The sequence below is a fragment of the Sphingomonas sp. Leaf30 genome, assembly GCF_001422525.1.
In the GTDB taxonomy this organism is placed as follows: domain Bacteria; phylum Pseudomonadota; class Alphaproteobacteria; order Sphingomonadales; family Sphingomonadaceae; genus Sphingomonas; species Sphingomonas aerolata.
The window spans coordinates 1-26636 of the sequence record NZ_LMKZ01000011.1; the positions used below are offsets into that span (position 1 = coordinate 1).

Annotated in this window: 21 protein-coding genes and 1 pseudogene; 20 read left to right on the plus strand and 2 right to left on the minus strand. The window is 56.5% G+C overall.

Annotated elements, in window-relative coordinates:
- The 16 genes from ASE89_RS10845 to ASE89_RS10915 all read left to right on the plus strand — a co-directional run.
- Window positions 1-1306: EpsG family protein (locus ASE89_RS10845; RefSeq protein WP_236701718.1), on the plus strand; the 1306-nt coding region annotated here is incomplete at its 5' end.
- 7 nt (window positions 1307-1313) lie between these two features.
- A complete protein-coding gene (locus ASE89_RS10850; RefSeq protein ID WP_082451409.1) occupies window positions 1314-2600 on the plus strand; it encodes a glycosyltransferase family 4 protein in 1287 nt (428 codons plus the stop codon).
- Window positions 2597-4096 (plus strand): lipid II flippase MurJ, encoded by a 1500-nt coding sequence (locus ASE89_RS10855; RefSeq protein ID WP_056677455.1) that lies wholly within the window; start codon window positions 2597-2599, stop codon window positions 4094-4096. Before ASE89_RS10850 ends, ASE89_RS10855 begins: the two co-directional genes overlap by 4 nt.
- A gap of 9 nt (window positions 4097-4105) precedes the next feature.
- Window positions 4106-5152, plus strand: coding sequence for a hypothetical protein (locus ASE89_RS20365; RefSeq protein WP_156363426.1), 1047 nt, complete (start codon window positions 4106-4108; stop codon window positions 5150-5152).
- Entirely contained in the window at window positions 5149-6231 is a 1083-nt protein-coding gene (locus tag ASE89_RS10865; RefSeq protein WP_082451410.1) for a DUF1972 domain-containing protein, read from the plus strand. Before ASE89_RS20365 ends, ASE89_RS10865 begins: the two co-directional genes overlap by 4 nt.
- A 331-nt stretch (window positions 6232-6562) precedes the next feature.
- Window positions 6563-7729 (plus strand): O-antigen ligase family protein, encoded by a 1167-nt coding sequence (locus tag ASE89_RS10870; protein ID WP_168427643.1) that lies wholly within the window; start codon window positions 6563-6565, stop codon window positions 7727-7729.
- Window positions 7730-7891: 162 nt separating this feature from the next.
- Window positions 7892-8494: a polysaccharide biosynthesis/export family protein gene (locus tag ASE89_RS10875; RefSeq protein ID WP_236701719.1), complete on the plus strand. Its 603-nt coding sequence runs from the start codon at window positions 7892-7894 to the stop codon at window positions 8492-8494.
- An 11-nt stretch (window positions 8495-8505) separates the two neighbouring features.
- Window positions 8506-10713, plus strand: coding sequence for a GumC family protein (locus ASE89_RS10880; RefSeq protein WP_056677469.1), 2208 nt, complete (start codon window positions 8506-8508; stop codon window positions 10711-10713).
- Window positions 10714-10960: 247 nt separating this feature from the next.
- A complete protein-coding gene (locus ASE89_RS10885; protein WP_156363427.1) occupies window positions 10961-11962 on the plus strand; it encodes a hypothetical protein in 1002 nt (333 codons plus the stop codon).
- A 75-nt stretch (window positions 11963-12037) separates the two neighbouring features.
- Window positions 12038-12412: a hypothetical protein gene (locus tag ASE89_RS20370; RefSeq protein WP_156363428.1), complete on the plus strand. Its 375-nt coding sequence runs from the start codon at window positions 12038-12040 to the stop codon at window positions 12410-12412.
- A gap of 250 nt (window positions 12413-12662) precedes the next feature.
- Window positions 12663-12989 carry a hypothetical protein gene (locus ASE89_RS10890; protein ID WP_056677476.1) on the plus strand — a complete coding sequence of 109 codons (327 nt, stop codon included), beginning with the start codon at window positions 12663-12665 and terminating at the stop codon, window positions 12987-12989.
- 61 nt (window positions 12990-13050) lie between these two features.
- Window positions 13051-14124, plus strand: a complete 1074-nt coding sequence (locus tag ASE89_RS19755; RefSeq protein WP_082451412.1) for an acyltransferase family protein — start codon at window positions 13051-13053, stop codon at window positions 14122-14124.
- Between the two features lie 402 nt (window positions 14125-14526).
- On the plus strand, window positions 14527-15468 hold the full coding sequence (locus ASE89_RS10900; protein WP_056677482.1) for a site-specific integrase: 942 nt from the start codon (window positions 14527-14529) through the stop codon (window positions 15466-15468).
- 451 nt (window positions 15469-15919) lie between these two features.
- Window positions 15920-16801 carry a replication initiator protein A gene (locus ASE89_RS10905; protein ID WP_056677485.1) on the plus strand — a complete coding sequence of 294 codons (882 nt, stop codon included), beginning with the start codon at window positions 15920-15922 and terminating at the stop codon, window positions 16799-16801.
- Between the two features lie 596 nt (window positions 16802-17397).
- Window positions 17398-18213, plus strand: coding sequence for a helix-turn-helix domain-containing protein (locus ASE89_RS10910; RefSeq protein WP_056677487.1), 816 nt, complete (start codon window positions 17398-17400; stop codon window positions 18211-18213).
- A gap of 175 nt (window positions 18214-18388) precedes the next feature.
- Window positions 18389-19348 (plus strand): IS481 family transposase, encoded by a 960-nt coding sequence (locus tag ASE89_RS10915; protein WP_056677490.1) that lies wholly within the window; start codon window positions 18389-18391, stop codon window positions 19346-19348.
- A 126-nt stretch (window positions 19349-19474) separates the two neighbouring features.
- On the opposite strand, the gene ASE89_RS10920 is transcribed toward ASE89_RS10915, so the two are convergent.
- Complete coding sequence (locus ASE89_RS10920) at window positions 19475-20611, minus strand: GumK N-terminal domain-containing glycosyltransferase (RefSeq protein WP_056677493.1); 1137 nt, start codon at window positions 20609-20611, stop codon at window positions 19475-19477.
- Window positions 20608-20889 carry a hypothetical protein gene (locus ASE89_RS10925; protein ID WP_156363430.1) on the minus strand — a complete coding sequence of 94 codons (282 nt, stop codon included), beginning with the start codon at window positions 20887-20889 and terminating at the stop codon, window positions 20608-20610. The genes ASE89_RS10920 and ASE89_RS10925 overlap by 4 nt, the downstream gene beginning before the upstream one ends.
- 368 nt (window positions 20890-21257) lie before the next feature.
- Here ASE89_RS10925 and ASE89_RS10930 point away from each other — a divergent pair.
- The 4 genes and pseudogenes from ASE89_RS10930 to ASE89_RS20375 all read left to right on the plus strand — a co-directional run.
- Window positions 21258-21882 (plus strand): annotated as a pseudogene (locus ASE89_RS10930) (DDE-type integrase/transposase/recombinase); the annotation flags it as partial.
- 300 nt (window positions 21883-22182) lie between these two features.
- Window positions 22183-23112, plus strand: coding sequence for a glycosyltransferase family 2 protein (locus ASE89_RS10935; protein WP_056677503.1), 930 nt, complete (start codon window positions 22183-22185; stop codon window positions 23110-23112).
- A 100-nt stretch (window positions 23113-23212) separates the two neighbouring features.
- Window positions 23213-24697 carry an oligosaccharide flippase family protein gene (locus tag ASE89_RS19760; protein ID WP_082451414.1) on the plus strand — a complete coding sequence of 495 codons (1485 nt, stop codon included), beginning with the start codon at window positions 23213-23215 and terminating at the stop codon, window positions 24695-24697.
- An 801-nt stretch (window positions 24698-25498) separates the two neighbouring features.
- On the plus strand, window positions 25499-26636 hold a 1138-nt coding region (locus tag ASE89_RS20375), incomplete at its 3' end, for a hypothetical protein (protein ID WP_156363431.1).

Genomic DNA, 26636 nt, shown 5'->3' on the forward strand with positions numbered 1-26636 from the left:
CCCCCCGCCATTACGCCGTGCGAACCGATCCGCAGGGACGACGTCGCGCGGCGCCTTTTACGCGTGTGGTGGCGGCCGGCGCGCGCTGGTGGCGACATTTCCCGACACGCGTCTTGGTCAACTATGGGCGTCTGCTCGGCCTTGCCGCGTTTCAGACATCGGGCCGGAGCAACCGGGAATGACGCTGGCGTTCGTCGTTTACTTAGGGGTGATGCTGTTGCTAGTGGCAGGCTGGAGCCTACCTGCGCGCAAAGCAGCGATCGGCCCGGTGCCGACCGCGCATGCTGGAACGCAGGCAGCGGTCGCATCGATCCTAATATTTACGCTGCTTATCGGTGGGCGATACAATGTCGGCGGGGATTTCTTCGGCTATATCGATTATTATCGATTAACTTCCCTTAACGACAATTACCGCGATGTCGTGTTCGAACCGGGGTTTTTGCTGCTTATTCAGCTTCTAAAGTTTTTTAGCCTGCCCGACCGTTCGATCATTATCGCCAGTAGTTTTCTGCAGATCGCGCTGTTCTCGCTGTGGTTACGTAAGCATCCGCAGATTGCGCCATTTGCCATATTCACTTTTATCACTTTACTATTGCTGGATGTGAACAACATCGTCCGGCAGGGCATCGCTTTTTTTGCAATTCTTCTTGCATTATCCGCCATTGCCGAACGTCGATGGGCTTCATTCATCGGCTGGTTGTTGTTTGCCTGCCTTTTTCACCGCAGCGCTGTGATTGTCTTTCCAATCGGCCTCGGCTTGTTTTGGCTACGCGTACCGCGCGTTTCGCTACAAGTGGGCGCATTGATATTTTCCTATGTTTTCTTTGGCTTGTTTTTTAACCAAGTTGTTGGCCTATTCACGTTCCTGTCTCCGTTTCTAGGATATTCGTCCTATTCCGACATCAGCCGTGCCGATCTGGCATTTGGCCGAGGAAACGGATCGTCGCTGAACCTCGGCATTTATCTATGGCCGGTCGTTGATCTTGCGGTCATCTTGTTTTCAGGAAAGGTTGCCGATCATTACAAGATCATGGGGTACCGGATCTTCCACAATTTCTATTTGGTAGCAGCGTTGCTTCAACCGGTGGCGAATGCCTGGGACTTCCTGCCCTTTGCCCGGGGGCTGTTCTATTTTGTGGCTATGCGGTCGATCTGCATAGCATTCGTGCTACACTACTGCCTTGCGGTATCCCAACGACCGCGCGACATCGTGATCGCCGTGGGCCTCAGCACGGTGTTCCTGCTGTGGTTAATTGTCGCTATTTCGCGCGGGGCGGCATGGAGCGCTCCATATCAGTTCTTCTGAGGCAACCATGTCCGACCGTCTTCGCGTATTGGTGCTTGCCTATATGATTTCGCCCGTAAGAGGGTCGGAATATGCGGTGGCATGGAACCATATTCAGGCGATGCGAGCGCATTGCGATCTGACGGTCTTGTACGGCAGTGCGGGCCCGCACATGGGCGACGCCACGGATTTCGACGTTCCCACTTTCATCGACCGGAGCAAACCTGGCGACGTGGCATTTCACTTCGTGGCCGAACCGCCGCTTGCCCGGCGACTCAATGCGCTCAATCGACGCGGAATCCTGACCTACAGCTTCTACCTCGCCTATCGTATCTGGCACCGAAGAGCATTGGCGGAGGCGCGGTGGCTAATGGCGCGAGAGAGTTTCGACCTAATACATTATCTTGGCCCGATCGGATATCGCGAACCCGGTTATCTCTGGCGTATACCCTTGCCCTACGTCTGGGGCCCAATCGGCGGAGCAACCAGTTTTCCCTGGGGGTTTCGCAGCGCCTTGCCGGGCAAAGGGCGGTTGCGCCTGATCGCTCGCACGCTGGGTAATGCCATCCAGCTCCGCTACAGCGCCCGGGTAACAAAGGCGCTACGCCGAGCCGACGTCCTGCTGTCGGCCACGACCGAAAATCAAGCGATATTCCGGCGCATGAAGGGGATAGAATCCCAGCATCTTCCTGAGAACGGTATCGAAGGAGCGATCACGCTTGATACCGCCAAATTTCCTGCACGACCGATACGGATCTTGTGGATCGGTTCGCTTGAAGCGCGCAAGGGGCTGATCCTGCTGATCGAAGCGATCGGCATGTTGCAGGATGCACAGCATGTTCATGTCGACATTCTTGGCGAGGGTCCGTTGCGTGGCGAATTGATGCTGCGGGCGGCGGACCTAGGAATTTCCAGCAGGTTCGAATGGCACGGACAAGTGTCGCGCCAACGCGTGCTCGACCTACTCGACAACAGTCATCTGCATGTCATCACCGGCCTAAACGAAGCAAACACAACATCGATTTGGGAAGCGCTTGGCCGCAGCGTGCCGGTATTGACGCTGGATCATTGCGGAATGCACGACATCATTGCGCCCGCTTATGGCATCGGCATTCCGGTGACGCAGGTTGAACAATCTAGCCAAGATATGGCGGCTGCGCTGCAGGGCCTGATAGATGCTCCCGAACGGCTCGAAGCGATGGCTCGTGCCATCGTAACGGATTGCGATAGGTTCCGCATCATCCACCGCCCCCATACTTTCCTCAACGCCTATAACGCTGCGATCGCCCGGTATCGCACAAGGACCGCCGGTTGACGATCCAATGGGATTTTGTAGGACTGCTGGGCGCGCGCGGGGCCAAGCTAACGCTCGGTCTAGCAATGATGTTCGTCTATGCTCGTATCTTCGGGGTCAGCGCGACCTATGATGCGTGGATCTGGTCGCTAGGTATTGTGAACGCCACGGGTATGCTACTGTTCGGGCCGATCACTGAAACGATCCGAGCAAGCTATACCGGGATCGACCATCGTGATGGGCGGGCGGCGGCTGAACAATATATCGCAACTATTGCCGTGATGATGATTGGTACTGCCTTGGTAGTTGCTGTTGCGGCGATGGCAGTGCTGCCCATAATCGCAGCCGCGTTAGTGCCGCAGCAATCGGGACAGGGGCCTATGGCGACCTTTTTCCTGTACGCTCTGGCCCCGTCGCTAGCACTTTCGCAGGTAGTGGCGGTCCTAACAGCTCATTTGAACTGTCGCGGCAAAGTATACGCGCCTGAAATTGCAGGGGTGGTGGGTGGCTGTATCGGCCTTGGCTTCATCATTAGCTTTCCACAGCTTCCGGCAAACTGGCTATTGCTGGGAAGCTATTACATCGCCCTGTTGGCACCGCTGGTGGTAGGAGCGTCGTTCTGGCCCGAGCTATTCCGAGCCCTGTCTCGCCTGGAATGGCCGGCGTTTCGTGACCATGCGCGCGAAGCGCTGGCATTCTCGATGCCGTTGTTGCTGCCATATGCACTTGGACAGGTCGGCGGCGTGGTCGAACGGCAATATGCTCTGCTGGCGGGGACTGGCGCATTGTCAATCCTCAGCTATGCCTTTTTTGCCCGCAATACCGTGCAGGCGGTCTTTACCGCCGCCCTTTCTGCACTGGCGGTGCCGGCAATGGCGCGCACGTGGGATGCAACCGATACTGTTCCGTTTCGTGCGGCACTGACACATTGGGTGCGACAATGCCTGATGCTGGCTACGGTCGGCATGATCGCGTTGTTCGGGCTGTCGGACATGATCCCCGCCCTGCTGTTCGGCGACAATATAACGGTGCAGCACCAGCTGTTGCTGGGCGAACTGCTGCAAATCTATGCCATCGCAATTCTTGCAATCGTCCTGTACCTGATCGGTGGATCGGCTCTTCTGGCGGCTCGGCGGGGCAAGACCTATGCCATGCTGGGATCAATCGCCAGCCTAGCATCGCTGCTGATGCTGATGGCGCTGTTTCCGCTGATTGGCATCACGGCAATTCCTGTAGGGCTAGGGATCAGCCATGCTCTAGCGGCGGGATTAATGTTCCGGGCGATCGATCAAGGCGATGCTTGGCGGATCATGCGCGACTTGGCTATGCGAATGCTAGTCGTCGTGGCGGCGGGATCAGCGTTGCGCGGTGTCGATGCTCTATTTGCGCCCATGATGCCGGGATTATTGCCGCGGCTGGCGGCAAGCAGCGTAGCAGCGGGGATACTCGGCGCACTATGGTGGCTGATCGAACATCGCCTTAGTCGTGATGCCATATCCACCATGCCGGTTGCATAGGTCCCCTTCATGCACATCTTGCTACTCAATCCCTTCGATGCCTATGCAGGCTCACAGCGCGTCGGCCGGGACATAATCGAACTACTGGCGGCGGCAGGTCATGACGTGCGGGTCAGACTGGGCTTTGGTGGGACTGGGTTCCTTTCCGATCTGGCGGGTGTGACCCCCGACATAAGTTGTGCCAATGTACGGATCCGCAAGCTGTTGTATCCCCTCTGGTCGCTTCTCATCGCTTTGCCAGTTGCTCTGTCGGTGCTCCGGGGGCGGGCCATCTGGGCAAACACGGTCTATGCGGTTCCGCCAGTGGCCCTCGCGGCACTGATCCGACCACGTCGGATAGTGATCCACTTGCACGAAGCAACGTTTCCGAGAGTGTTCATGCCGCTGCTGCGCCTGATGGTCCGCCGCGGAGTGCGCGTTGTTTGCGTATCGGCGGACCAAGCGTCGCGGATCGGGCTTCCGGCCACGATTCTGTCAAATCCGGTGACGTTGCCCGCGCGTGATGTGCCATCGACGCGCGACCGCCTGCTGTTCGTGGGAACGACCCAGTCGATTAAAGGCTTTGCGCTGTTCGTCGCGGTAAGCGAGTGGCTGGGCGGCCTCCCTCTCCGCAAGGTGGCCTATCTGTCCGACGAGACGCGACACGATCGGTCGCTGGTCGCTGCGGCACGACGAGCGGGTATCGACATCGTGTTCGGTGAATCATCGCCCGACGCCATATATCGCGACGGTTTTCTGCTGCTTCAGGCAAGCGACCCCACCCAGTGCTCGGAAACATTCTCGTTAGTGGCAGTAGAAGCCATGGCAAGACTGGTGCCCGTCGCGGGTGCGGGTGCTACCGTCCTTGTAGAGGTGTTGGGCGATGCGCTGGCCTTCGACATGCCGAGCCGCGATCCGCAGGCGATCGCGGACGCCATACGCGCGCTGCATGCCGATCCGGTCTGGTATGACACGCTGCGAGCCGCCTGTGCCCGGCGCCGCGCAAATTTCACCGAAGACGTATTTTCAGGACGGCTGACCTATCTTCTTCAGCAAATGGATATGCGCCGGCCATGACATCGCCCACGATTGTCCCCCTTGTTGGTACGGTCGGAGTACCTGCCCGCTATGGCGGGTTCGAGACGTTAGCCGAACAGTTATGCCGCTATGTCAGCGCCGACGATGTCGAATTCGTCGTCTATTGCGAACGCAGGGCTTACGCAGAGGGCGAACGTGGCGTGCGCTTCGCTGGTCATCGCCGCATTTTTCTGTCGTTGCGTGCTAATGGAATGGCCAGTCTGTTTCATGATGCGATGGCGCTAATCGATGCCGTATTCCACCAAAACGCACGTGAGGTATTCATCTTCGGCTATTCCGGTGCGTGGATTTTGCCGTTGTTGAAACTGGTACGGCCGCAGGTTCGCTATATTGTGAATGTCGACGGCATGGAGTGGCGAAGGGATAAGTTTTCCGCCCCGACCCGACTGTTGCTGAAAGCGTTGGAATGGTGTGCGGCGCGTACGGCATCGGTGGTGATCGCCGACAATGCGGCCCTCGCCGAGCTATTCCGGAACCGGTATCAACGCGAACCCGTGGTGATCGCCTATGGCGGCGATCATACTGTGCTGCCGGCATTGGCGACCTCGTCGGCATCGCCCTTGCCGGACGGCCATTATCTGGCCATCGCACGGATCGAGCCGGAGAATAATACCGAGACGATCATTCAGGGCTGCATCGCCGCCGGTGTACCGTTGGCATTCGTCGGCAACTGGAAGGCGAATGCCTATGGCACGGCACTCCGCGCGCGCTATGGCCAGACGCCGGGCATCACGCTCCTCGATCCCCTCTACGATCAGCGAGCGCTAGCGCATTGGCGGGCGGGAGCCATCGGGTATATCCATGGCCACAGCGTGGGCGGAACCAATCCCTCGCTGGTTGAGGCACTGTTCCACACCGACCGGATGGTTAGCTTCGACTGTTCCTTCAACCGGGCAACTCTGTCTGGCGCGGGTGCCTATTTCGCGGATGCTGATGCGCTTGCGACGTTGTTGCGCCATGGATTGACGCCGATTCCCGCCGTCGAACTGGCCCAGCTGCGCTCCACCTATTGCTGGGATGGCATCACGGCGCGGTACCTGGCGCTGCTGCAACGCTGAGAAATTGTCCGAAACGTGGCGAGGCGCGTTTCCGACATCATAACACACCAGTATCCATAGTCATGGCTGTCACGAAATGGGAGCGATGTTGTGCTGTATGCGTCGAATGCCTAAAGGCGGGCCCATGCCTAGCATGCCCCGCATTCATTCCGGCGTCCGGCCAAGCCTGCCCGCCATCCTGCTATGCTGTCTTATGGTAGCGCTGTGGATTGGCGGCGGTGCCTCGCGCCTTGATACGCTGGGGCAAGTGGGGGTCCGGTTCACGGCGACATTGACGCTAATGATCGGTCTGCTTTGGGGCCCGCGCCCGATGCTGGCAGGAGTATGGGCGGTGGCGCTGCTGCTAGGGGCGTCGATCCTGCTCCCGGTTTTACAGCTCGTACCCCTTCCCCCGGCCCTCTGGACGGCACTACCCGGACGCGATGTGTTCGACGGTTTGCGTGAAGCGGGCGTGGCCGTCCCGTGGCGGCCATTGGCTATGGTTCCCGGTGGCGCTGTCAATGCGTTGTTGTCGATGATCGTTCCGCTAAGCGTGTTCGTGTTGTTCGGTATGGTCGCGCCCGGCGAAAGGCGGTGGATGCTGAACTTGTGTCTTGTGCTGATCCTAGCCTCAATGGTGCTAGCACTCGTGCAGTTTTCAGGTGGAGGATTTGCCAATCCGCTTATCAACGATACGCCAGGTCAGGTGAGTGGCAATTTCGCCAATCGCAACCACTTAGCGTTGTTTCTTGCGTTTGGGTGTCTGCTTGCGCCGTTTTGGGCCTTTGGCGGCAGCCGCATCACTGCCATCCGCGGGGTGAGCGGGCTTGGCCTGCTAATCCTGCTAATTCTATTGATCCTTGCCACAGGATCGCGGGCTGGGCTGGGGCTAGGCGGCATGGCGCTGGCTATAGGTCTTGGCCTGGTCCGTGGAAACCTGATCCGTTTTTCACGTCGTTTACCGCGATGGGGACTGTCTGTTGCCTTGCTTGGGTTCTTCGTGATCGTCGGCATAGCGGTTGCCGTCAGTCTAAAGGCTGACCGTGCGGTCGCGATTAACAGGTTGTTGGACATCGATTTTGGCGGCGACATGCGTAGCCGTAGCCTGCCGACCGTCCTATCGATGATAGACAGCTATTTCCCGGCGGGGACTGGTTTTGGCAGCTTTGATCCACTGTTTCGGATGCATGAGCCAGCCAGCCTGCTGAAACTGACCTATTTCAACCACGCGCATAATGATTATCTCGAAATCGCCCTGAACGCGGGTATCGCCGGGATTCTGTTGCTGATTGCGGCATTCGGGTGGTGGACGATAGCCAGCATTCGCGTTTGGCGAGTATCGCATTTTGCCGAAGCCCGAATGGGCTGCCTAGGCTCGGCGGTGCTGTTCCTTGTTTTCGCGGCTAGCGCGTTCGACTATCCTGCCCGCACTCCGATGATTATGGCGATAACCGTCGTGGCCGCCATGTGGCTTGCGTGGGGCGCGACTGATGCAAGGCGCTTATCTTTACCCCAATAGAAGCTGAACCTATAGGGGCTGCATTCTCCTTCAATTGCGGATTGTTCAACGCGCATGCGTAAGCTTCACATCGCTCTATGTCTTGCGTTCGCTAGCGCCAGTTGCGGCGCCCCCGAACCTATCCGGTCCAGCGGCGACCTTACCGTCGTTGAAGGAACCACTGTGCTGCCCCCGCCCGGCCGGGGCGATCTGATCGCAATTGATCGTCCGGCGCTAATCGGACCGCTCGACACAATCGAGGTCGACGTCTTTGGTATTCCCGATCTCCAGCGCGAGATGCAGGTGGACGCCGGTGGCCGGATCGCGATGCCGCTCGCCGGAACGATCGATGCGCGCGGTAAGACGTCACAGGAACTGGCGCAACTGATCGAAGCGGCGCTGCGCGCCCGCTACATTCGCAATCCCCAGGTGACGGTCAACATCAAGAGTTCGGTCAGCCAAGTCGTGACCATCGATGGGCAGGTCGTCGAACCAGGCCTGTACCCAGTCACCAATCAGATGACTCTGATGCGAGTGATCGCTTCAGCCAAGGGGCTGTCCGAATTTGCGCGTCAGGACGACGTGGTCATCCTTCGCACCGTCGGCGATCATCGTATGGCCGGGTTGTATAATGTAGCCGCAATTCGACGGGGGATCTATGACGATCCCGCCGTATATGCCAACGACGTTATCGTCGTAGGCGATTCTCCACAGCGGCGCATGTTCCGCGACTTCGTCTCGCTCTCGCCACTTCTGGCGGGACCGCTGATCGCCGTTCTTCAGTAAGGTTGCCTGCGATGCATATCGTTCCCTCGAGCATGCAGGCCAATGCGGCATCCATGCAATTGCAAACCGTTGTGAAATCCAACCCCGAACGCGAGGCAATGCCGATCATCCGTCAGTATCTGCGCATCGCTATGCGCTGGCGCTACGTAATTCTCGGATCGGCTGTCGCATGTTTGTTGCTAGGTCTGATAGTCACGCTGTTGATGACGCCCAAATATACTGCGACGTCGATTATCGAAATCTCGCGTGATTCAAGTCAGGTCACCAACTTTCAAAGTATCGAGCGTGAAACTAGTGTCGCCGACCAAGAGTTTTATCAGACTCAGTATGGGTTGTTAGAATCACGTTCGTTGTCGGAACGGGTCGCCACTCAGCTTCGGCTGGTCGATGATCCAGAATTCTTCAGCCTATTTGGCATAAAGTCAGAAGATCCTGCGTTCCGTCAGGCCAATGGCCGATACGCCGCACAGGGCCGCGCGACCCGGTTACGTATTTCGGGCGAGGTATTGCGTGCGCATCTGGATATTCAGCCGACGCGAATGTCTCGCCTCGTCAACATCAGCTTCACCAGCGCCGATGGGGCATTTTCCACCCGCGTCGCCAACGCTTGGGCTGATGCGTTCATCCAGATCAATCTCGAACGTAAGGTGCAGGCGACCTCGTACGGCCGCAATCTGCTTCAGCGCGAACTGGCGCTAGTCAAAGAACGGCTGGATGAATCGCAGCGGCAACTCGTGGGCTATGCCTCTGCGCAGCGCATCATCAACCTGCCCGGTCAGGCAAATGCCAATGGCACGACCAGCGAACGCTCTATTGTCGCCGATGAACTTTCGGGGCTGAGCACAGCGCTGACCCAAGCAACTGCGGACCGTATTACGGCTGAAGCCCGCTATCAGCAGAGAGGACGCGGAGGCGCGTCTAGCGAAGCGTTGCAGAATCAGGCGATAAACAGCCTGCGCCAGCGCCGTGCCGAACTGGCATCCGAATACGAACGGCTAATGGTCCAGTTCGAGCCTGGATATCCGCAGGCGCGCGCCATCAAGTCGCAGATGGACCAGCTTGACCGATCGATCGTCCGTGAGGAAGGGCGGGTGTCGGGGTCGCTGGAAGCAGATTACCGGCAGGCGCTAGAGCGTGAGCGGTCGTTGGGCGCACGCGTCGAACAACTGAAATCATCGTTCCTGGATCTTCGTCGTCGCAGCATCCAGTACAACATTTTTCAGCAAGAAGTTGATACAAACCGCGTACTCTATGACGGGCTGTTGCAGCGATTTAAGGAAATTGGCGTGGCCGGCGGCGTCGGCATCAACAATATCTCGGTGGTCGACCCGGCGGATATTCCGCAGAAGCCATCGTCCCCGCGTTTGCTGTTGAACCTAGTCATAGCGCTGCTGGCGGGACTGGGTCTTGGTGTGGCCATAGCCCTGGGTCTCGAACAGATCGACGAAGCGATCGAGGATCCCGGCGAGGTCGAGCGGCGATTGGGACTGCCGCTGCTCGGATCGGTACCTAAGGTGGAAGGCATGTCGCCCAAGGAGGCATTGCTTGACCGAAAATCGGACATGGTTGACGCTTATCTGGCCATCCAAACCAATCTGGGTTTCACCACCGAACACGGTGTCCCCCGTTCGCTGGCAATCACATCGACGCGGCCTGGCGAAGGAAAGTCGACGACCGCCTTGGCGATTGCGACGATGCTGGCGCGTGCCCAGAAAAAGGTTATCCTTGTTGACGGCGATATGCGTTCGCCGTCGGTCCATCATCTGGGGGGCGTTGACCATGCCCGCGGGCTGAGCAACTTCCTTGCAGGGCAAGACGATATCTCAACGCTGACCTTTGAAATGGCGGACCTTGGTTTTACTGCGATGACGGCAGGGCCAATCCCGCCGAATGCAGGCGAACTGCTAACCGGTAGCCGGCTGCCGCTGCTGATCGAGCGTTTGCTCGAAACGTACGACCATGTCGTGATTGACAGTCCTCCGGTAATGGGGCTGGCCGATGCGCCACTGATCGCCAGCCGGGTCGAAGGCGTGATTTATGCAGTGGAATCTCATGGTATACGCTCCAGTCTGGTCACGACGGCATTGGGGCGGCTGGCCGCCGCCAACGCGCATATCTTCGGCGGGGTGCTGACCAAGTTCGAAGCGCGAAAGGCGCACTACGGCTACGGGTATGAATATGGCTATGGCTATGGGCGCGATGCCAAGAGCAACAGCTGAACGGATGACTGAACGTCGCATACGGCAATCCCCGCGACGGTTTCGTTCGCCTAGGGAAAGGGCGCTGCGCATCGCATCGGCGCTCGTCGTCGGTGTCGCCGGATATTTTTCGGTTTTGCATAGCCTTGCCTACACAACGCGACGGGCTTCGCCTGAATTCGCCTATGCTCTAGCGCCTTGGGATGGCCGCATCGCTGCGTCTTTCTCGAAGCAACTGTCAGGGGCAGACGCTACTCCAGATCAACGTATGAGATCCGAACATCTGGCTGCCTATGCGCTGACACGCGACCCTACCGCGGTAGAGGCCGTCGCCACGATGGGCATAAACGCTCAGCTTCGCAACAACCCCGGTGCGGCACGACGTTTCTTTACCTATTCAGATCGATTATCCCGCCGCGATCTTCGGACCCGATTATGGGCTATTGAGGATGCGGTGGCGCGCAATGATATTCCGGGTGTCCTCCGCAACTATGACATCGCACTGCGGACGTCTTCCTATGCGTCAGAAATCCTTTATCCCGTACTGGGCACTGCGATTAGCGATGTCGACATCCGGAACCAGGTCGCGAGAGCGCTGGCAACGAGGCCTTCCTGGGCGGAGGGCTTGCTGGCCTATATCGCCTCAACTGCCAAAGACGCCGACGCAACGGCAGATTTGTTCATTCGGCTAAAAAAGCAGGGAACACCGGTAGCCCCCTATGTCAGTACGCTGGCCGTTGAGCGGCTGATCGCTATCGGGGATGTCGGCAAGGCGTGGCAATATTATACATACCTCGTGCCGGGTTCCGATCGCCAGCATGGCCGAGACCCCGAATTTAACCGGGTCAATGACCGGCCTACACCTTTTGATTGGGTGCCTGTTGTCGACGACGCTGGGATATCAGCGTCGATACAGGAAGCGGAAAATAGTGGTTTGTTCGACTTTGCCGCGTCCTCGACTGCGGGGGGGGAGGTCCTGCGCCAGATGCAGATCCTAACGCCCGGGGCATATTTGCTGGAAGGAATCAGCAAAAATATCGAGCAACAGGTTGTGTCGCGCCCCTATTGGGTGCTTACCTGTGCCAATGGGCAGGAGCTGGGGCGGGTCAATATTCCCAACTCGGCAACGAACGGGGGGCGGTTCTCGGGGCGGGTCACAGTCACCGCCGGATGTGCCGTGCAATATCTGAAGTTGATCGTGCGCCCGTCAAACGAAGTCGCGGGTGTGACCGGACAGATAGAACGTTTGTCGTTGCGCCCGGCGGATTGATCGACACCATGAAAACAATTGCGATATGCGGTAAATCAGATGCGCGCCGCGTCTGAATGCTGTATGGAATAGTGAATGCACCCTCTGCTTCTTCTTTCGATCATCGTCTCCACCGGCATTGTGTCGCCGGCGATCGCACAAAGTCTGGAAAACCGCCCAGGCGAATATAAGGCGGAGCAATCGCTTTCCGTGCCCGTTGAGTCCGGGATCACAGCACAACCTGCTAAGACCCGCGACACGGGCCTAGCTGGCCAGCGCCAGACCCGGCAACAGGTCGCGCAGGATACCGGTATTGAACCGATGGGCCGGATCAGCAATCGCATCCAGAACCGGGTACAGGCGCGTATTCGCAACCGGATCGACCGCTATTACGACCCGCAAGCTAATGCCACCACGCCTTTTATCGTTGCCGGTGATCAATTGCGTACTACCGCGCGGCCGCGTCGGTGATTGTCTGGACGGGGGGGCGCCCCCTCCGTCTATTTCCTAATAGAAAGTACGGACCCTCGGGTTGCTTAGGCGACATTTTCGGTTTCACTGGTGTTCCTGATCTTCGAGCTTTCGAGTAGGAAATAGCTATGGCCGCCGCCCGCGTGTGCCTGCCCGATTACATGGGCAGGGGGCGGCTTGCGCTGTCAAAATCTTCATAAAGCTATTGTTGTTTATCGACGAAATTCTTTCGCATCCGTAGGGTCGAGGAATGAAAATCCCTGTGCTCTACCATTCGATGATTCTCTGGATTGGCGACGGCACCGGTCTTCCGGATGCCATTCTGCATATTCACGCAGGCTTGATAATCCTGATGCTGGTCCGGCTGGTCAGCGGGCGCTCACTTGGAACATTCATTCCGTTTTCAGCGGTTGTCATAGCCGAGTTCGGCAACGAGTTCCTCGATTATCTTGCCTATGGCTTACGCTGGGGCGACACCCTCTCCGATCTTGGTAATACTCTGTTCTGGCCTTTAGCGATCAGCCTTGGCGTTCGGCTACGCCCGATGACGCACCGGGACCGCAAAATAGAAGGTTAGCCGTCTCGCTATCCTCCGTGCGTTGTGCTTGAATTCATGCGAGCCTGAGCTATCCAACGGCATGGGTTTGATCCGCACGCTGCTCGCACTTTCTGTTGTTTTTACGCATGCCGGTGGGATCGACCTCGTCGGAGGTAGAAACGCGGTACAGATATTTTACATGATATCCGGATTCTTAATCTCGTATGTGATCACAGAGCGCAAATCATACAATTCAGTAGGTGAGTTTTACATAAGTAGATATACGAGGCTGTGGCCACAGTACATCCTTATTGCAATTATATCGCTGGTAGTTTTCTATTTTATTAGACCCTTAGAAGCCGACCTATTCTTTAGGGCATTCGGGTCCTTGAATGTTGTTCCAGCATACTTTCTTGCATTCTCAAATGCGTCGCTTGTTGGCCAAGACTGGCTGATGTTTGCAGAGATCACCAGGGGAGGTTTTGCGTTTTCATCTGATTTTCATAAAGCTGCATTCCCAGCATATTTTGGCCTACTTACGCCACAGTCATGGACATTGGGCGTCGAGTTAACTTTCTATGCAATTGCACCGTTTGTTTTACCACGGCGTTGGCTGATTCTAGTACTTCTCGGTCTATCACTATCAATCCGCATAGTGCTTGTGCAAGCAGGGGTTGGAATGACAGACCCATGGACATACCGGTTTTTCCCCGCCGAGCTGTTCTTCTTCCTTATAGGCTCGCTTGTCCAGCAACTTGGATCGAAGCGATATCAAGCAATGTTTTCGCCGATCTACGATATAGGGGTCACTGCGGTTTTAACAGGGCTGGTCGTTAGCTACGCGCTTATTCCGTCGCATGAGCTATTGAAGTCCGCGGCGCTTATGGGCTGTTTCGCAATCGCCCTTCCCGCGCTGTTCCGTTTTCAGCACGGCAGAAAGTGGGACATAGTGATCGGTAATCTAAGTTATCCAATCTATATTAACCACATACTTATTATAACTATCATGCACGCTGCTGGGATGCGCCCAGGAGGAATACTCTTTGCAGTTATTGCGGCCGTTCTCTCAATTATAATAGCATTGGCTATGAACTCGTTCGTTGGGGGTCCGGTAGATAATTGGCGAAAACACCTGAGGCGTCGCTCTGCTCCTGTCGTCGCCCTGAGTCTCTGACCAGAACTTAGGGGGTTGCGGGATGAACGGGCGGATAGCCGATTGCTAAACGCGGTCTGGATGCACGTTGTTATAACTGGCGAACCAGCCGTGTGGTTGTATGTGCACCGTAACGTCGCCCAGCAAAACATCCCAATGCTCGAACATTGTATTAACTGATATACCCGTCATCCTCTGATCGAGACTTAGATCGAGTATGCAACTCTGATAATGACAGCATATCCATGCTTCTAAGCCCGTGTGTCCGATAAGTGTCATTCTCGGACATAAGAGTAGCGTGGCAAAATCGAGCGTGGCACACGCTCTTTTATGGTCGCTTCCCGCACTCCTGGACCGATGCCGTCCGATCCGGACCTCACATCGTCGCAAACACCGTTCGTTACCGTGGACTCGGATGAACCGATGTTGCCCGCGATTCTGCATGAAAAGATCGAGCGCGCGGCCGCGTATGCGAAAGCGGCCCGCGCCAGTGCGACGCGACGCGCTTATGGTTCCGATTGGACGATCTTCACCGCCTGGTGCACGCAGCATGGTCTGCCATCGCTGCCGGCCACACCGGACATCGTTGCGGTCTTTGCCAGCGACCAGGCAACCGCTGGGCTCAACCCGTCGACGATCAACCGGCGGGTGGCAGCCATCGGACATTATCATCGCGCTGGCGGGTATCCGGCACCGACTGCGATGCCGACCGCGGGTCGTCTGGCTGAAGTACTGGCCGGCATTCGCGCGGAACACGGCGGTGCCAAACGACAGAAGCGTCCCGCAGATGCGGCTGCGCTGCGCAACATGCTGGCCGCGATCGACGGTCAAGGTCTGCGGGCCCTGCGCGATCGCGCGATCCTGGCGATCGGGATGGCCGCAGCGTTGCGGCGGTCCGAAATCGTTGCACTTCAGGTCGAAGATGTCGGGGTCGTACCCGAGGGGCTTAGACTGACCATTGCCCATTCGAAGACCGATCAGACCCGGCAAGGCATCGTTATCGCCATTCCTGAAGGCTCGCGTATTCGACCGAAGGCGCTTCTCCTCGCCTGGATGGCTGCGGCTGGCCATATTGAGGGACCGCTTTTTCGACGCTTGTCGCGGCTTGATGCGCTTACCCCTGCCGCCATGTCGGATCGTGCGATTGCTCGCCTGGTCCAGGATCATGCTGCCGCTGCGGGCTATGATCCGAAACAATTTGCAGGGCATTCCCTCCGCGCAGGTTTTCTTACCGAGGGTGCATCGCAAGGCGCGACTATCTTCAAACTTCAGGAAGTTAGCCGACATAAATCAGTCCAGATTCTTGCTGACTATGTACGGAATGCAGATCTTTTCAAGGATCATGCAGGTCAACGGTTCCTCTAAAGAATCTGATGACCATAGATATCAAAGCTCCGCAGTCGACCTGTCTACATGTCGACTTGTAGGGCTCGGTATGCCGATACATTGGCCGAGGGATCAATTATCGCGAATTGAACCGTAGCAGACATTTTGAATATGCTTGCCGCCTGCTCGCAAAACCGGCGTGATAGGACGGGTTTCGGGTTTTCCGTGTGATAGCACGAAGCCGTATCCTCACACCGTATGGTGCTTGCCGTTGCTCGGCGTTTTCCTCGTAAAATCACGAACGGCGGAACCAATCGCTATGCCATATTCCTGAAATCGGAGCGTTTTCCCGGAGGTGGGCTGTCCATATGTCTAGAGCGACGATCCAACCCAGCCAATGTTCGTGCTATCACACGGAAAACCCCCTTTCCGTTGGACAAGCGTGAGGCACCGACACAGGTTGATCGCTGATAAAGGCGAGTTTGGGATCATGAGCGACGTTGCGGTTTTTCAGGGCGACCTGTTTTCGGTGCATAGCCCGCTGTACGGCGACGTGCAGGGCGAGCGGACCGTGGCCGAATTTCCGTTCTTCGCCCTGTCGAAAAAGGCCCATATGACGCCGATGGTCTTTGAATCGGGCGAAGCCCGGATCGAGATCAATCCGAGCAAGACCGGCGTCGCAACGATCTATGACAAGGAAATCCTGCTCTATATCGCCAGTCTGATGGCGGAGCGGGCCGAAAAAGGCGAAAAAGCCGACCGGATCATGACGTTTACCGCCAATGATCTCTTCCGCGTCACCGGTACGAACGCGTCGGCACGGTCCTATACGTCGCTCAAGGCCTCACTGAATAGGCTGCAAGGGACGCAGATTATCACCAATATCGAAACCGGCGGCGAAGGATCGGACAGCTCCTTTTCCTGGCTGCTCAAGGCTGACATCAAGTACATCAAGACATCGACGGGCGAGCGCCGGGTAAAATGGGTCGAAGTCATGGTGTGCGATTGGCTGCATCGTGCGATCCTGACGGATCAGAGGATCGCTGCATACCATCATGACTTTTTCAAGCTTGGTCCTATCGAGCGGCGTCTCTACGAACTTGCCAAGTTCAACTGCAAGGACGACGGATTCACACTTGATATTGGTGAGCTTGCGGCGCGAGTAGGCTGCGCTTCGGACCGACGTGGCCTCGAATATTTCAAGAAGCAGCTTCGCGACGTGTCCGAGCAGGATAGTCTACCCGAATATACCCTCGATGTGGCTGAAACAAAAATTCCGTCGGGACGTGGTGGTCGGCCACGGTTGCACACGACCATCGGCTTTCGACCCAAAAGAGAACTCGAAATACTAGACGACGACACGGACGCGTAATCCGTTTGCATGCTAGCACGAGGTTTTCCGTGTAATAGCACGAACGCAAACTCGATACCCGTCGGCCTGCCCGGCTAAGCTACCGGACTCCGGCGAGGGTTTTCCGCGTAATAGCACGAACATTTCTCGGGTTTTCCGTGTGAAAGCACGAACCTTGGCGCTTTGCCCTGTCCCCATAAACCGCAAGGATGGCCTAACGGCGGTCATCGTTCGTCGAATCCGGTTTCTTGCGGATCCGATGAGCGAGGACGTGGTCGTAAAGATCATTGGCAAGGGAGGACAAGTGCCGACGTTTCTGAGTCGCATCGCGGACAGCGTCTACGCTGGTGCAGGATGCACACGTCACTCAGATCGGCACCCTGCCCTATCTTGCCTTTGGCATCGATGACGAAGGAATGGCTGTGAGCGGATAGAAGGAAACCCGGCACAAAGGCCGGGCATCCCGAAAGCACATACTAGGTTCGTGCCGGCAAGCACAAACGATCGCCTCAACAACGATCCATAGATACGCGCTTTTCAGATTGAATTCAAGGATGCGCGTTTCGTGCCACGGCTGACTTTTGTCCGTTTCCGCCACCCTCAAAAGGGAACGGAAGATGGCAACTATAACGATAGGCGACGCTGCGCTGAAGGCGTTCGGCCGGTTGGCGTGCAAGCACTCGCCAGCGCGATCGGGGGCGCCGCACCGCACGCACGCGCGCGTGCTACGCGACAGCATAGAAGCTGGCACCTTCGAGGAAGTGTTTTGGACGGCGCCGGCCAAAGGTGAAACCGACCGTTTGCTGCATGCCGCGCGTAAGACCCTCGATGCCGCACGACGTTTGCGCCGCGATGCGCGATCGGGGGAGCGAACGCTTACGGCCGTTGAGCGAGGTATTGCGAAGCTGACCGGCAGCGCCGTCCGGGTCTTTGAGGAAATTCTCACGCTCGCGCGGTTGAACCAGGGCCGTGTATATCCTTCCTACGATTATCTTGCCGAGGCGACGGGGCTTGGTCGTGCAACGGTGGGACGCGCGCTCGCGATCCTCGAAGCGATCGGCTTTCTGGTGCGTCAGCGACGTTTCAATCGCGTGAAGAGCGAGGGACCGGGGCCGCGATACGTTCAGACATCCAATGCCTATCGGCCTCTGCTGCCTGGCAGCGTCCGATCCTATCTCCCTCGCTGGATGCGTCCTGCGCCATTGCCGGATGACGCTGTCCAGCATCACGTCGATCATGCGGTGCAAACCGCTGCAATGCTGGACACGCTGTCCTGTCGGGAGCTGGCGCAGATTACCGTCGATGGCCAGCTGGGCAAGATTCTTGCTAAGCTCGGCGAAGCGATCGATCGTACGGAGCGTGAAGCTCAAAATGGTTCAAAACGGCTAACAGATTCTATCAATATGGGTAACAATCAGACGCGCTTTACCTAAAGACCGCGTCAAGCCAACATGAGCAACCAGCCGATACTTACAAACGAATAACACGCGGAAAACCCTGGACGCGCCGACGTTGTCGGCGCGAATGCTCCCTACAGGATCATGCGGCTAGGTGTTTGATCCCACGGTTTGATGGTGCGATCCTTTCGTTGGAATGGAAGGAAGCGGTATGGGACAGGTTCGTCACGGGAGCGCCCCGACCACGCACGCCGTCAGAGCAGCAATACAGCGATCGCAAGCTTCGCTCACGGCGCTGAGCCGGGAGCTTGGGATCAACCTGAAGACGGTGGCGAAGTGGCGCAAGCGGGCGACGGTCGAGGATCTAAAGACCGGGCCGAAGGCCCCTCACTCCACGACTTTGACCGAAGCCGAGGAGGCCGCGGTCGTCGCATTCCGGCGTCACACGTTGCTACCGCTGGACGACTGCCTCTACGCATTGCAGTTGTCGATCCCGCATCTGACACGGTCAGCGCTGCACCGCTGCCTGCAACGCCATGGCATCTCACGTCTGCCGGACATCGAAGGCGACAAGCCGAAGCGGCCGCGCTTCAAGCGCTACCTGATCGGCTTCTTCCACATGGATATCGCCGAGGTTCAGACTGCCGAAGGCAAGCTCTACCTGTTCGTCGGCATCGACCGCACCAGCAAGTTCGCCGTCACCCGGTTGGTCGACAAAGCTGACAGGCGGACGGCGTGGGAGTTCCTTGAGCACCTGCTGAAAGCGGTGCCGTACCGGATCCACACGATCCTGACCGACAACGGCATCCAGTTCGCTGAGCAGCCGCGCAACCGCAACACCGCCTGGTCGCGGCAGATGCGCTTCGACATGATCTGTGAGGCGAACGACATCGAGCACCGGCTCACAAAGCCGAACCACCCTTGGACTAATGGTCAGGTCGAGCGGATGAACCGCACCATCAAGGAGGCGACCGTTAAACGCTTCCACTACGAGAGCCACGAGCAGCTACAGACGCACCTCGCCGACTTCATGGCTGCGTATAATTTTGCCCGCCGGCTTAAGACGCTCAGCGGTCTCACACCCTACGAATACATCGCCAAAATCTGGAATTCAGAACCAGACCGGTTCATCGTTGACTCGATCCACCAGATGCCGGGACTAAACACCTAGCATCAGTCGCGCCAAACCAGAGGGCGCTCGCCTAATGCATACGTGGTAACGCGCAATGCGGAGCCAAACGGACTGTATGCTGGCGTCCCGGCGCGGCGGATAAGGGACCTTGCAAAGCACCCTGGGTCATCCAGACAGCCCGTACCGCCTAGGTGATTCGGCGATCGTTGCGAGTAAGACGTCGCCTATCTCGTCCCAGCCGCGAACATCGCGACCGAAGTCGCGCGACTTACCCAACTCGAATGCCTGATCGACTGCACGGTCGACGTCGCCAGGGATGCCCTGCGCATACTGAACGAAGTTAGCCCCCCCAATCCCCATCTCCTTAGCGAGCAGGATCGGCAGACCGCAATAGCTGTATTGCTGGATCTTTAGGCTCGACTGGATGAGATACTCGGCGCCCTCGGTCGCGCGGTAGGGTGCGAGACCAACATCGGCATGGACGATATAGGGCAGAGTAACCTCAAACGGCAGCTCGCCGTGCACAATTACATTGGCAGGCGGTTTAGCCATCGCCGCGCCGATCACGTGTACGTTGGCGCCGGTGCGCGCCGCAGCGGCGGCAATCGCACGTACCGCGGCATCGTCGAAAAGCATGTTGCCGACCGACACGATATTGCGCGTGCCTGCGGGATAGGGTGAAGGTAAATCGAAACTGATACGCTCCTTATCAACGCCTTGAGCGACATAGCGACCATGGACCCCTGCTGGCAGATAATCGAGCAGCCGTTCGGCATTGGTCCGCACCATATCGAAGCGCGGCATCAGCCGTTCGTGCAGTGCAATGACCTCGGGGCGGAAACCAACCAATTCGAGCCGGTCGTTGTAGAAAGCGACATATTGTGCCTGCGGGTTGAACTTGCGGATCGTATCAAAGAAATATAGCGCATAGCCACATTCGAGGATGATGACGTCCGCCTCGCGCGCTGCCTTGCGCGTCCAGGCGTCGAGGTGGTGGCCGTAAAGCCGCTCAAGTGGCCAGGTTAGCCGTTCGATGCGCGGCGAACCGCTTGGCGGGTGGAACCATTCGCGATGGACATGTGCATGGATGTTAGCCGGGTTAGCGTTCGCTGCCGCGGCACCGTTGGCTGAGTCGACAAAGGCTTTGGTCTCAGGCTTCATTCGCTGCTTAAGTCGGCTTTGCCCGAAAGTCACAAAATCGACATGATGCCCCTTAGCGGCGAGCGATTTGGCAAAGCGGTGCATTCCCGCGTCGCGATAGATAGGCGCGAAGAAATGCGCGGTGCCGATCAGAAATCTCATGCCACCGCGGCCTTTGCCGGTCGGAGCTTCTTCCACATCTGCATGGCGGTACCTATTATTTCTTTCAAGATGGTGCGCAGTATCAGGGCGGTGGCAGCGTAGACCAGTCCGCCAACGATCGCCAGCACCGCCAACTGCGTCAAGGCTCCGACATGGAGGTTCGGTACCGCGAGGACCGCTATGGCCATGATCGCGGTGCAGATCAGCGGTTTGGTGACGGCCGCGACATAGCGCATTGTGGCAAAATCGGAGAAAGAGGGCATGAACGCGATCGTCACGACATAGATATTGACACTAGCGCTTCGACGGGTCGTCTCTGGCTGCTACGAGACGGAGCGCGAGTTTGCCCGTTTCGTGGCCATTTAAGCGGAGGATTTCATTGTACGTCATTGCATCACGACGATGACCCTAGCAGGACCGAGAGCATTAAGGTTAAGGCGCTCTTAAATCTGACTGAAGCTGCCGTGGTAGAGATCAGGGAAGCTAACTCATATGTCAACAGAGAGACCGTAGCGAATCGAATGGGTGGACGTTGCCAAAGGCATAGCGATTCTCTTGGTAACCGTTTTTCATGCTGATATGGTCCTAGGTGTTTGATCCCACGGTTTGATGGTGCGCTCCTTTCCTTGGAATGGAAGGAAACGGTATGGGACAGGTACGTCACGGGAGCGCCACGACCACGCACGCCGTCAGAGCAGCAATACAGCGATCGCAAGCTTCGCTCTCGACGCTGAGCCGGGAGCTCGGGATCAGCGCAAAGACGGTGGCGAAGTGACGTAAGTGAGCGACGGTTAAGGATTTGAAGACCGGGGCCAAAGGCCCCTCACTCCATGACCTTGACCGAGGCCGAGGAGGCAGCGGCCGTCGCATTCCGGCGCCACACACTCCTGCCGCTCGACGATTGCCTCTATGCATTGCAGCCGTCGATCCCGCATCTGAGCCGGTCAGCGCTGCACCGCTGCCTGGAGCGGCACGGCATATCCCGTCTGCCAGATATCGAGGGCGACAAGCCTAAGCGACAGCGCTTCAAGCGCTACCCGATCGGCTTCTTCCACATGGATATCGCCGAGGTTCAGACGGCCGAAGGTAAGCTCTACCTGTTCGTTGGCATGGACCGCACTAGCAAGTTCGCCGTCACCCAGCTCGTCGACAAGGCTGACAGGCGGACGGCGTGGGAGTTCCTTGAGCACCTGCTGAAAGCGGTGCCGTACCGGATCCACACGATCCTGACCGACAATGGCATCCAGTTCGCCGAGCAGCCGCGCAACCGTAACACCGCCTGGTCGCGTCAGATAGACGCCAAGATAGATCATCTTGCAGGCCGGCGGTAACTATCGGGGTATTACCCACCGCAGCGCAGATTGTCGGGGTATCACCCACCAGGGGGGCAACCGGGGGGCCTCGGCCAGCTGCGGCTAGGCTCACTGAACTGGCCAATCTGTGGATACCAACCCAAAAAGCGGTTTTTCCGATCATCCAGCTCGGGGTTTCACCCAATATTGCTTCGGGGGATCACCCACCGGTCTATCGGGGGATCTTTCGCCGATCGACGATTATGTGTACCGGGCGGAATGCATGAAATAACGGTAGTAATCCCCGCCTACAATGCCGCGCCCTATCTGCAGGAAACAGTGGCTAGCGTTTTAGCTTCTGCGTCCGTTGAAGCTAACATTGTAATCGTCGATGATGGTTCGACAGATGGCACGGCAGCGCTCGCGCATCAGTTGATGGGTGAGCGCCCTGAGACGATCCAGGTTATAGAGCAAAAGAATGCGGGCGTCGCGGTTGCCAGGAACACGGGATTTGCGCACGCTTCCGCGCCTGCCGTATGCTTTCTTGACGCCGATGATAGGTTGCGGCCGGATGCACTCGTCACGCTCAAGTCCCTTCTTGACAAAGACGTAGAATGCATTGCCGCCTATGGCGATGTTGCCTATATCGATCAGAACTCGAAATCTCTGCCTTTCCGTTCGCGTAAGGCACCGTTGCCGAACGGCAATCTCCTCGCCTCTATCCTTGAGGGGAATCTCATCGATACGCCGGGCGCTGTGCTTTTTCGGGCTGCTGCCGTAGAGCGCGCCGGCGTGTTCAAAGCCGGTCTTCGCCGCAGCCAAGATTGGGAATTTTACGTCAGGATGGCGCAGCAGGGTACGTTCGCGGCATGCGACCGGATCGTGATCGATTATCGACTGCACCCGAAAAGCCTGAGCCATGAAAGCTCGACGGCTGAGACATTTGACGAGGCGCTGACGCTTGCGTTCTCCAACGTCCGCAAGGCTCGCCTGCTTCCAGACAACGTGCTGGCGCGACTTGAGGCGCGACGCCGAGCAAGCACGTTGCGGTTGATCGCGATACGCTCCCACTCCCTGCCGGCGAAAAATCTTACGGCCATGCTTCGCCTGTGTGTCTCCTCTGGCTTAGATGCACGTGTGCTTCAGACGACGCTAAGAACTACACTTTCAGCCGTTAAAATGAGCTTACTAGCTAAGATGCGCTCTTAAGCTCGGCTCGGTCAGTTTTTACAGATCAAGGGCCGTGTGGCTTGCAATGACATCGCCGAGGAATCTCGACAGATGCGCCTATCTAAAGCAGTGGTAATAGATGACTGAGCAGAGTGAAAATTTAAAGAAACGTGTGATGTCTGGGATTAGCTGGAGCTTCCTAGACAATACAACTCAGCAAGTTTTATCGCTCCTGATATTTTTCGTTTTGGGCAGATTATTATCTCCTGCCCTGTTCGGAATTTTGTCGACGTCTCTTATATTCGTGAATCTATTGCGAAACATGGTACTAAACTCGGTCTCCACCGGACTTGTAATGTTGCGGAACCCCGTCGACGAAGATTACGATACTGGCTTTTGGCTCTGTATCATTATCGCATTTTTCGGATTTGTCGTCGCAAACATTTTTGCGTCGGCCATCGCTTCACTCTATCAAGTTAGGGCTTTTGAGGGCGTCATCCGTGCCACAAGCATAATTCTCCTAGTATCCGGGCTGGGATATGCCCACACAGGCTGGGCGAAAAGAAATTTCCGTTTTAAGTCTCTTGCTATGCGGGGCACTATAAGCACCGGGGTAGCCGGCGCACTTGGAATTGGTCTCGCCGTACTTGGCTACGGAATCACTGCGCTGGTCGTTAATCAAATAGTCTCTTCGGTGCTCGGTCTTTTACTTATTTGGCGAGCAATCCCATGGAGGCCCAAAATGCGATTTAGTGCCTCAAAGGCGCGGTCTATCCTGGTGACCGCCCTCCCTCTTGGGGGCACGCAAAGCCTGCAGTTTATCGCCCAAAACTTTGATACTGTTCTCGTTACTTATCTCCTTGGCCCCCTGAATGGTGGGTTTTACGCGGCTTCTAAACGGATCGTCGTCGCAGTTCAGATAATGTTGTGGCAGCCAATGTCAGCAGTAACTCTTCCGGCCTTTGCCGAAGTCGCACATGACACACGCCGCCTCAACGATGCCGCGGTTCGCATGGGGGCAATCGTAATGGCTACGACAGCGCCATTGTTTGCGGGGTTAGCCTTGACCGCTCCTACCACTATCTTGGTTCTATTCGGATCGAAATGGGCTGCCGCTGCGCCGACGATGACAGTGCTCGCTGGATTTGCGATCATCGGTCCTAGCCTCAGTCTTATCCAAACTGCCGCACTTGCTCTGAAGCACGGTAAGTTCGTTCTTATTTCTACCTTAACGCAAATGGCCCTGTCGTTAATTGGCATTTACTTCTGGGGTGGCCGCGGCCCGGTCGAAATAGCGCTTTGCATATCCGCTCCACCAGTGATGGTCTATATAGGTACGCTTTTGATCGGACGGTTCTATACTTCGTTTGTACTGGGGCGCTATCTAGTTGGCGTTGGGCGTCCACTGCTATGCACGGCACTCATGGGACTTGCCGTCTGGTCGGTACCTGATCTCAGGGCAGGACCAGTGGCGCAGCTGATGCTTATGGTCGCTGTTGGAGCGATCGCTTATGCAGCCGCGGGGGCCCTGCTTCTTCGAGACACTATGAACGAATTTAGCGGTCCCGTCTCACGGATTTGGCAGCGAGTACCTAAGCCAAGCTTCCTGACGAAGAGGACGTGACAGGGCGGGCCGCGTCTCACTTCCAGACTTTTTCAGGGTTGTTTTTAGTCCCGTTCCGGAGTGGTCGCGGCTTGCAAAATCGATCGCCCTTGCCTCCGAAGAGCATATAGGCACCCGGCAGTATCAGTAGTGCTGACGTTGCGGCAATGAGCAGGAAATCCCCAAGGCGCCGACACATACGAGTTCCGGGTCATGTCTTTACTTGTCCTCGAGGCGGCCTCGAACTTGCGGTCGTCCTTAGTCGCATTAGCACCAATCTCCCTTCGAGAATTATTATCCCAATCTCCTAACACCTGCCGCAGTCAGGGAATTTAAGCCACCTTGGTAACCGCCAAGCAGCGGGGGTGTTTTACCGTACCGGTCGCAGGTGCCCCGAAACGAGGCGCATCAACTCTGGCGGAACATGAGCAGTGCGTCGCCGATGAGGAGCGCCCGGCCCTTTCGAACCGAGCGCTAGGTGTTTGATCCCACGGTTTGATGGTGCGCTCCTTTCCTTGGAATGGAAGGAAGCGGTATGGGACAGGTACGTCACGGGAGAAGCCGGGGGGCCCTTACTTATTTCGCGTCGTTGATCTGCAGACATTGACGGCATAGGGGAGGCAGCGCGCCTTGCAGACTTTAGGCCCAGCTGGAGACCGGCATGTTATTTCGAGAAGTGGATAGAAAGGTGTTTCTATGGCCTGGAAAACTTTACGATAAAAATGCTGCGGATAATCGTGCCCAGCTCAAGTCGAATACCTGTCATTGCGAACAGGAGAAGCCGAAGGGTAAAACGTTTTGTGCCGAGTATGACCCGTGGTGATGGCGAGGCGGCACGCTCATTCAAGCGTGTTGGCTAATAGCTCGCGTGCCACAAGCTCAAAGCCTCTCGGCATCAAGGGCAATTATCTCGCCGTAGCACTCATCGTGATGGCGGTGTTATACAACGCAGTATTAGCGATATTGGGAGCGCGAGGAATACCGTTAAGCTACTCAAGTGTAGCAGCAGTTGAAATCGTTATAACGTTCGCATGTTTGGCGTTATCGCTTTCAACTGGCTTTTCAAATCACGACGTCATGCCGCTTGCGCTTCTTTGGTTCATTGGCACGCTCGCTTTAATCGCATCGATCTCTTTAGATACGATTTACATCGGCAGTATTCGAAACTTTGCCTTAATAGCCGTCTTTGGCATGCTTGGTCATAGAATGAATATTGATTTCATTCGTAAGGCATTCTTTATTGCATCTGCAATGACTCTTGTTGTTCTTATATGGGAAATATCCTCAGTAGAAAGCTATGCCTCTTTTTTCTCGCCGGCGCATTACTACGAAATGACGCGGGGCACCGCGATAAGTGAATTTGACGATTCCGGCTTAAGCATAGGGACGATCGCTTTTGAGGGACGTTTCAGTTTAGGGATATTTTCGGGACGCCGCACCTCCTCAGTATTTCTTGAACAGGTTTCGATCAACTCATACGCTATTGTTTGTATGGTATTCCTTAATGGCATGTGGGGCAAACTGTCTTTAAAAGAAAAAGCTCTTCAGCTGGTTACCATAGTTCTGATAATTACAAGCAATAACGCTAGAATGGGAGCATTGATGTGCATTGTTATGCCGATAGGATATTTGGTATTTCCATGGCTTAATCGCAATCTTATATTAGCATTGCCTTTTGTAATAATAGGACTTATCTTTTCATTATCCGGTTATATTGAAAATGCTATGGGGGACGACATAACTGGCCGCTTAGGTGTTACGTATCGCCTTCTTAATCGCTTTGACCTGGCAGACTTTTTTGTAGGAAACCCCTTAAAAGTCGGAAGGACATTCGACAGTGGTTACTCTTTTATCATAGCATCAATCGGTCTCTTTGGCGGCTTGGCCTACCTCCTGTTTTTAGCATATTATCCGCGGCACGAGACTGAAGATCAACGTAGAGGCTCGTGGAGTCTAGCGG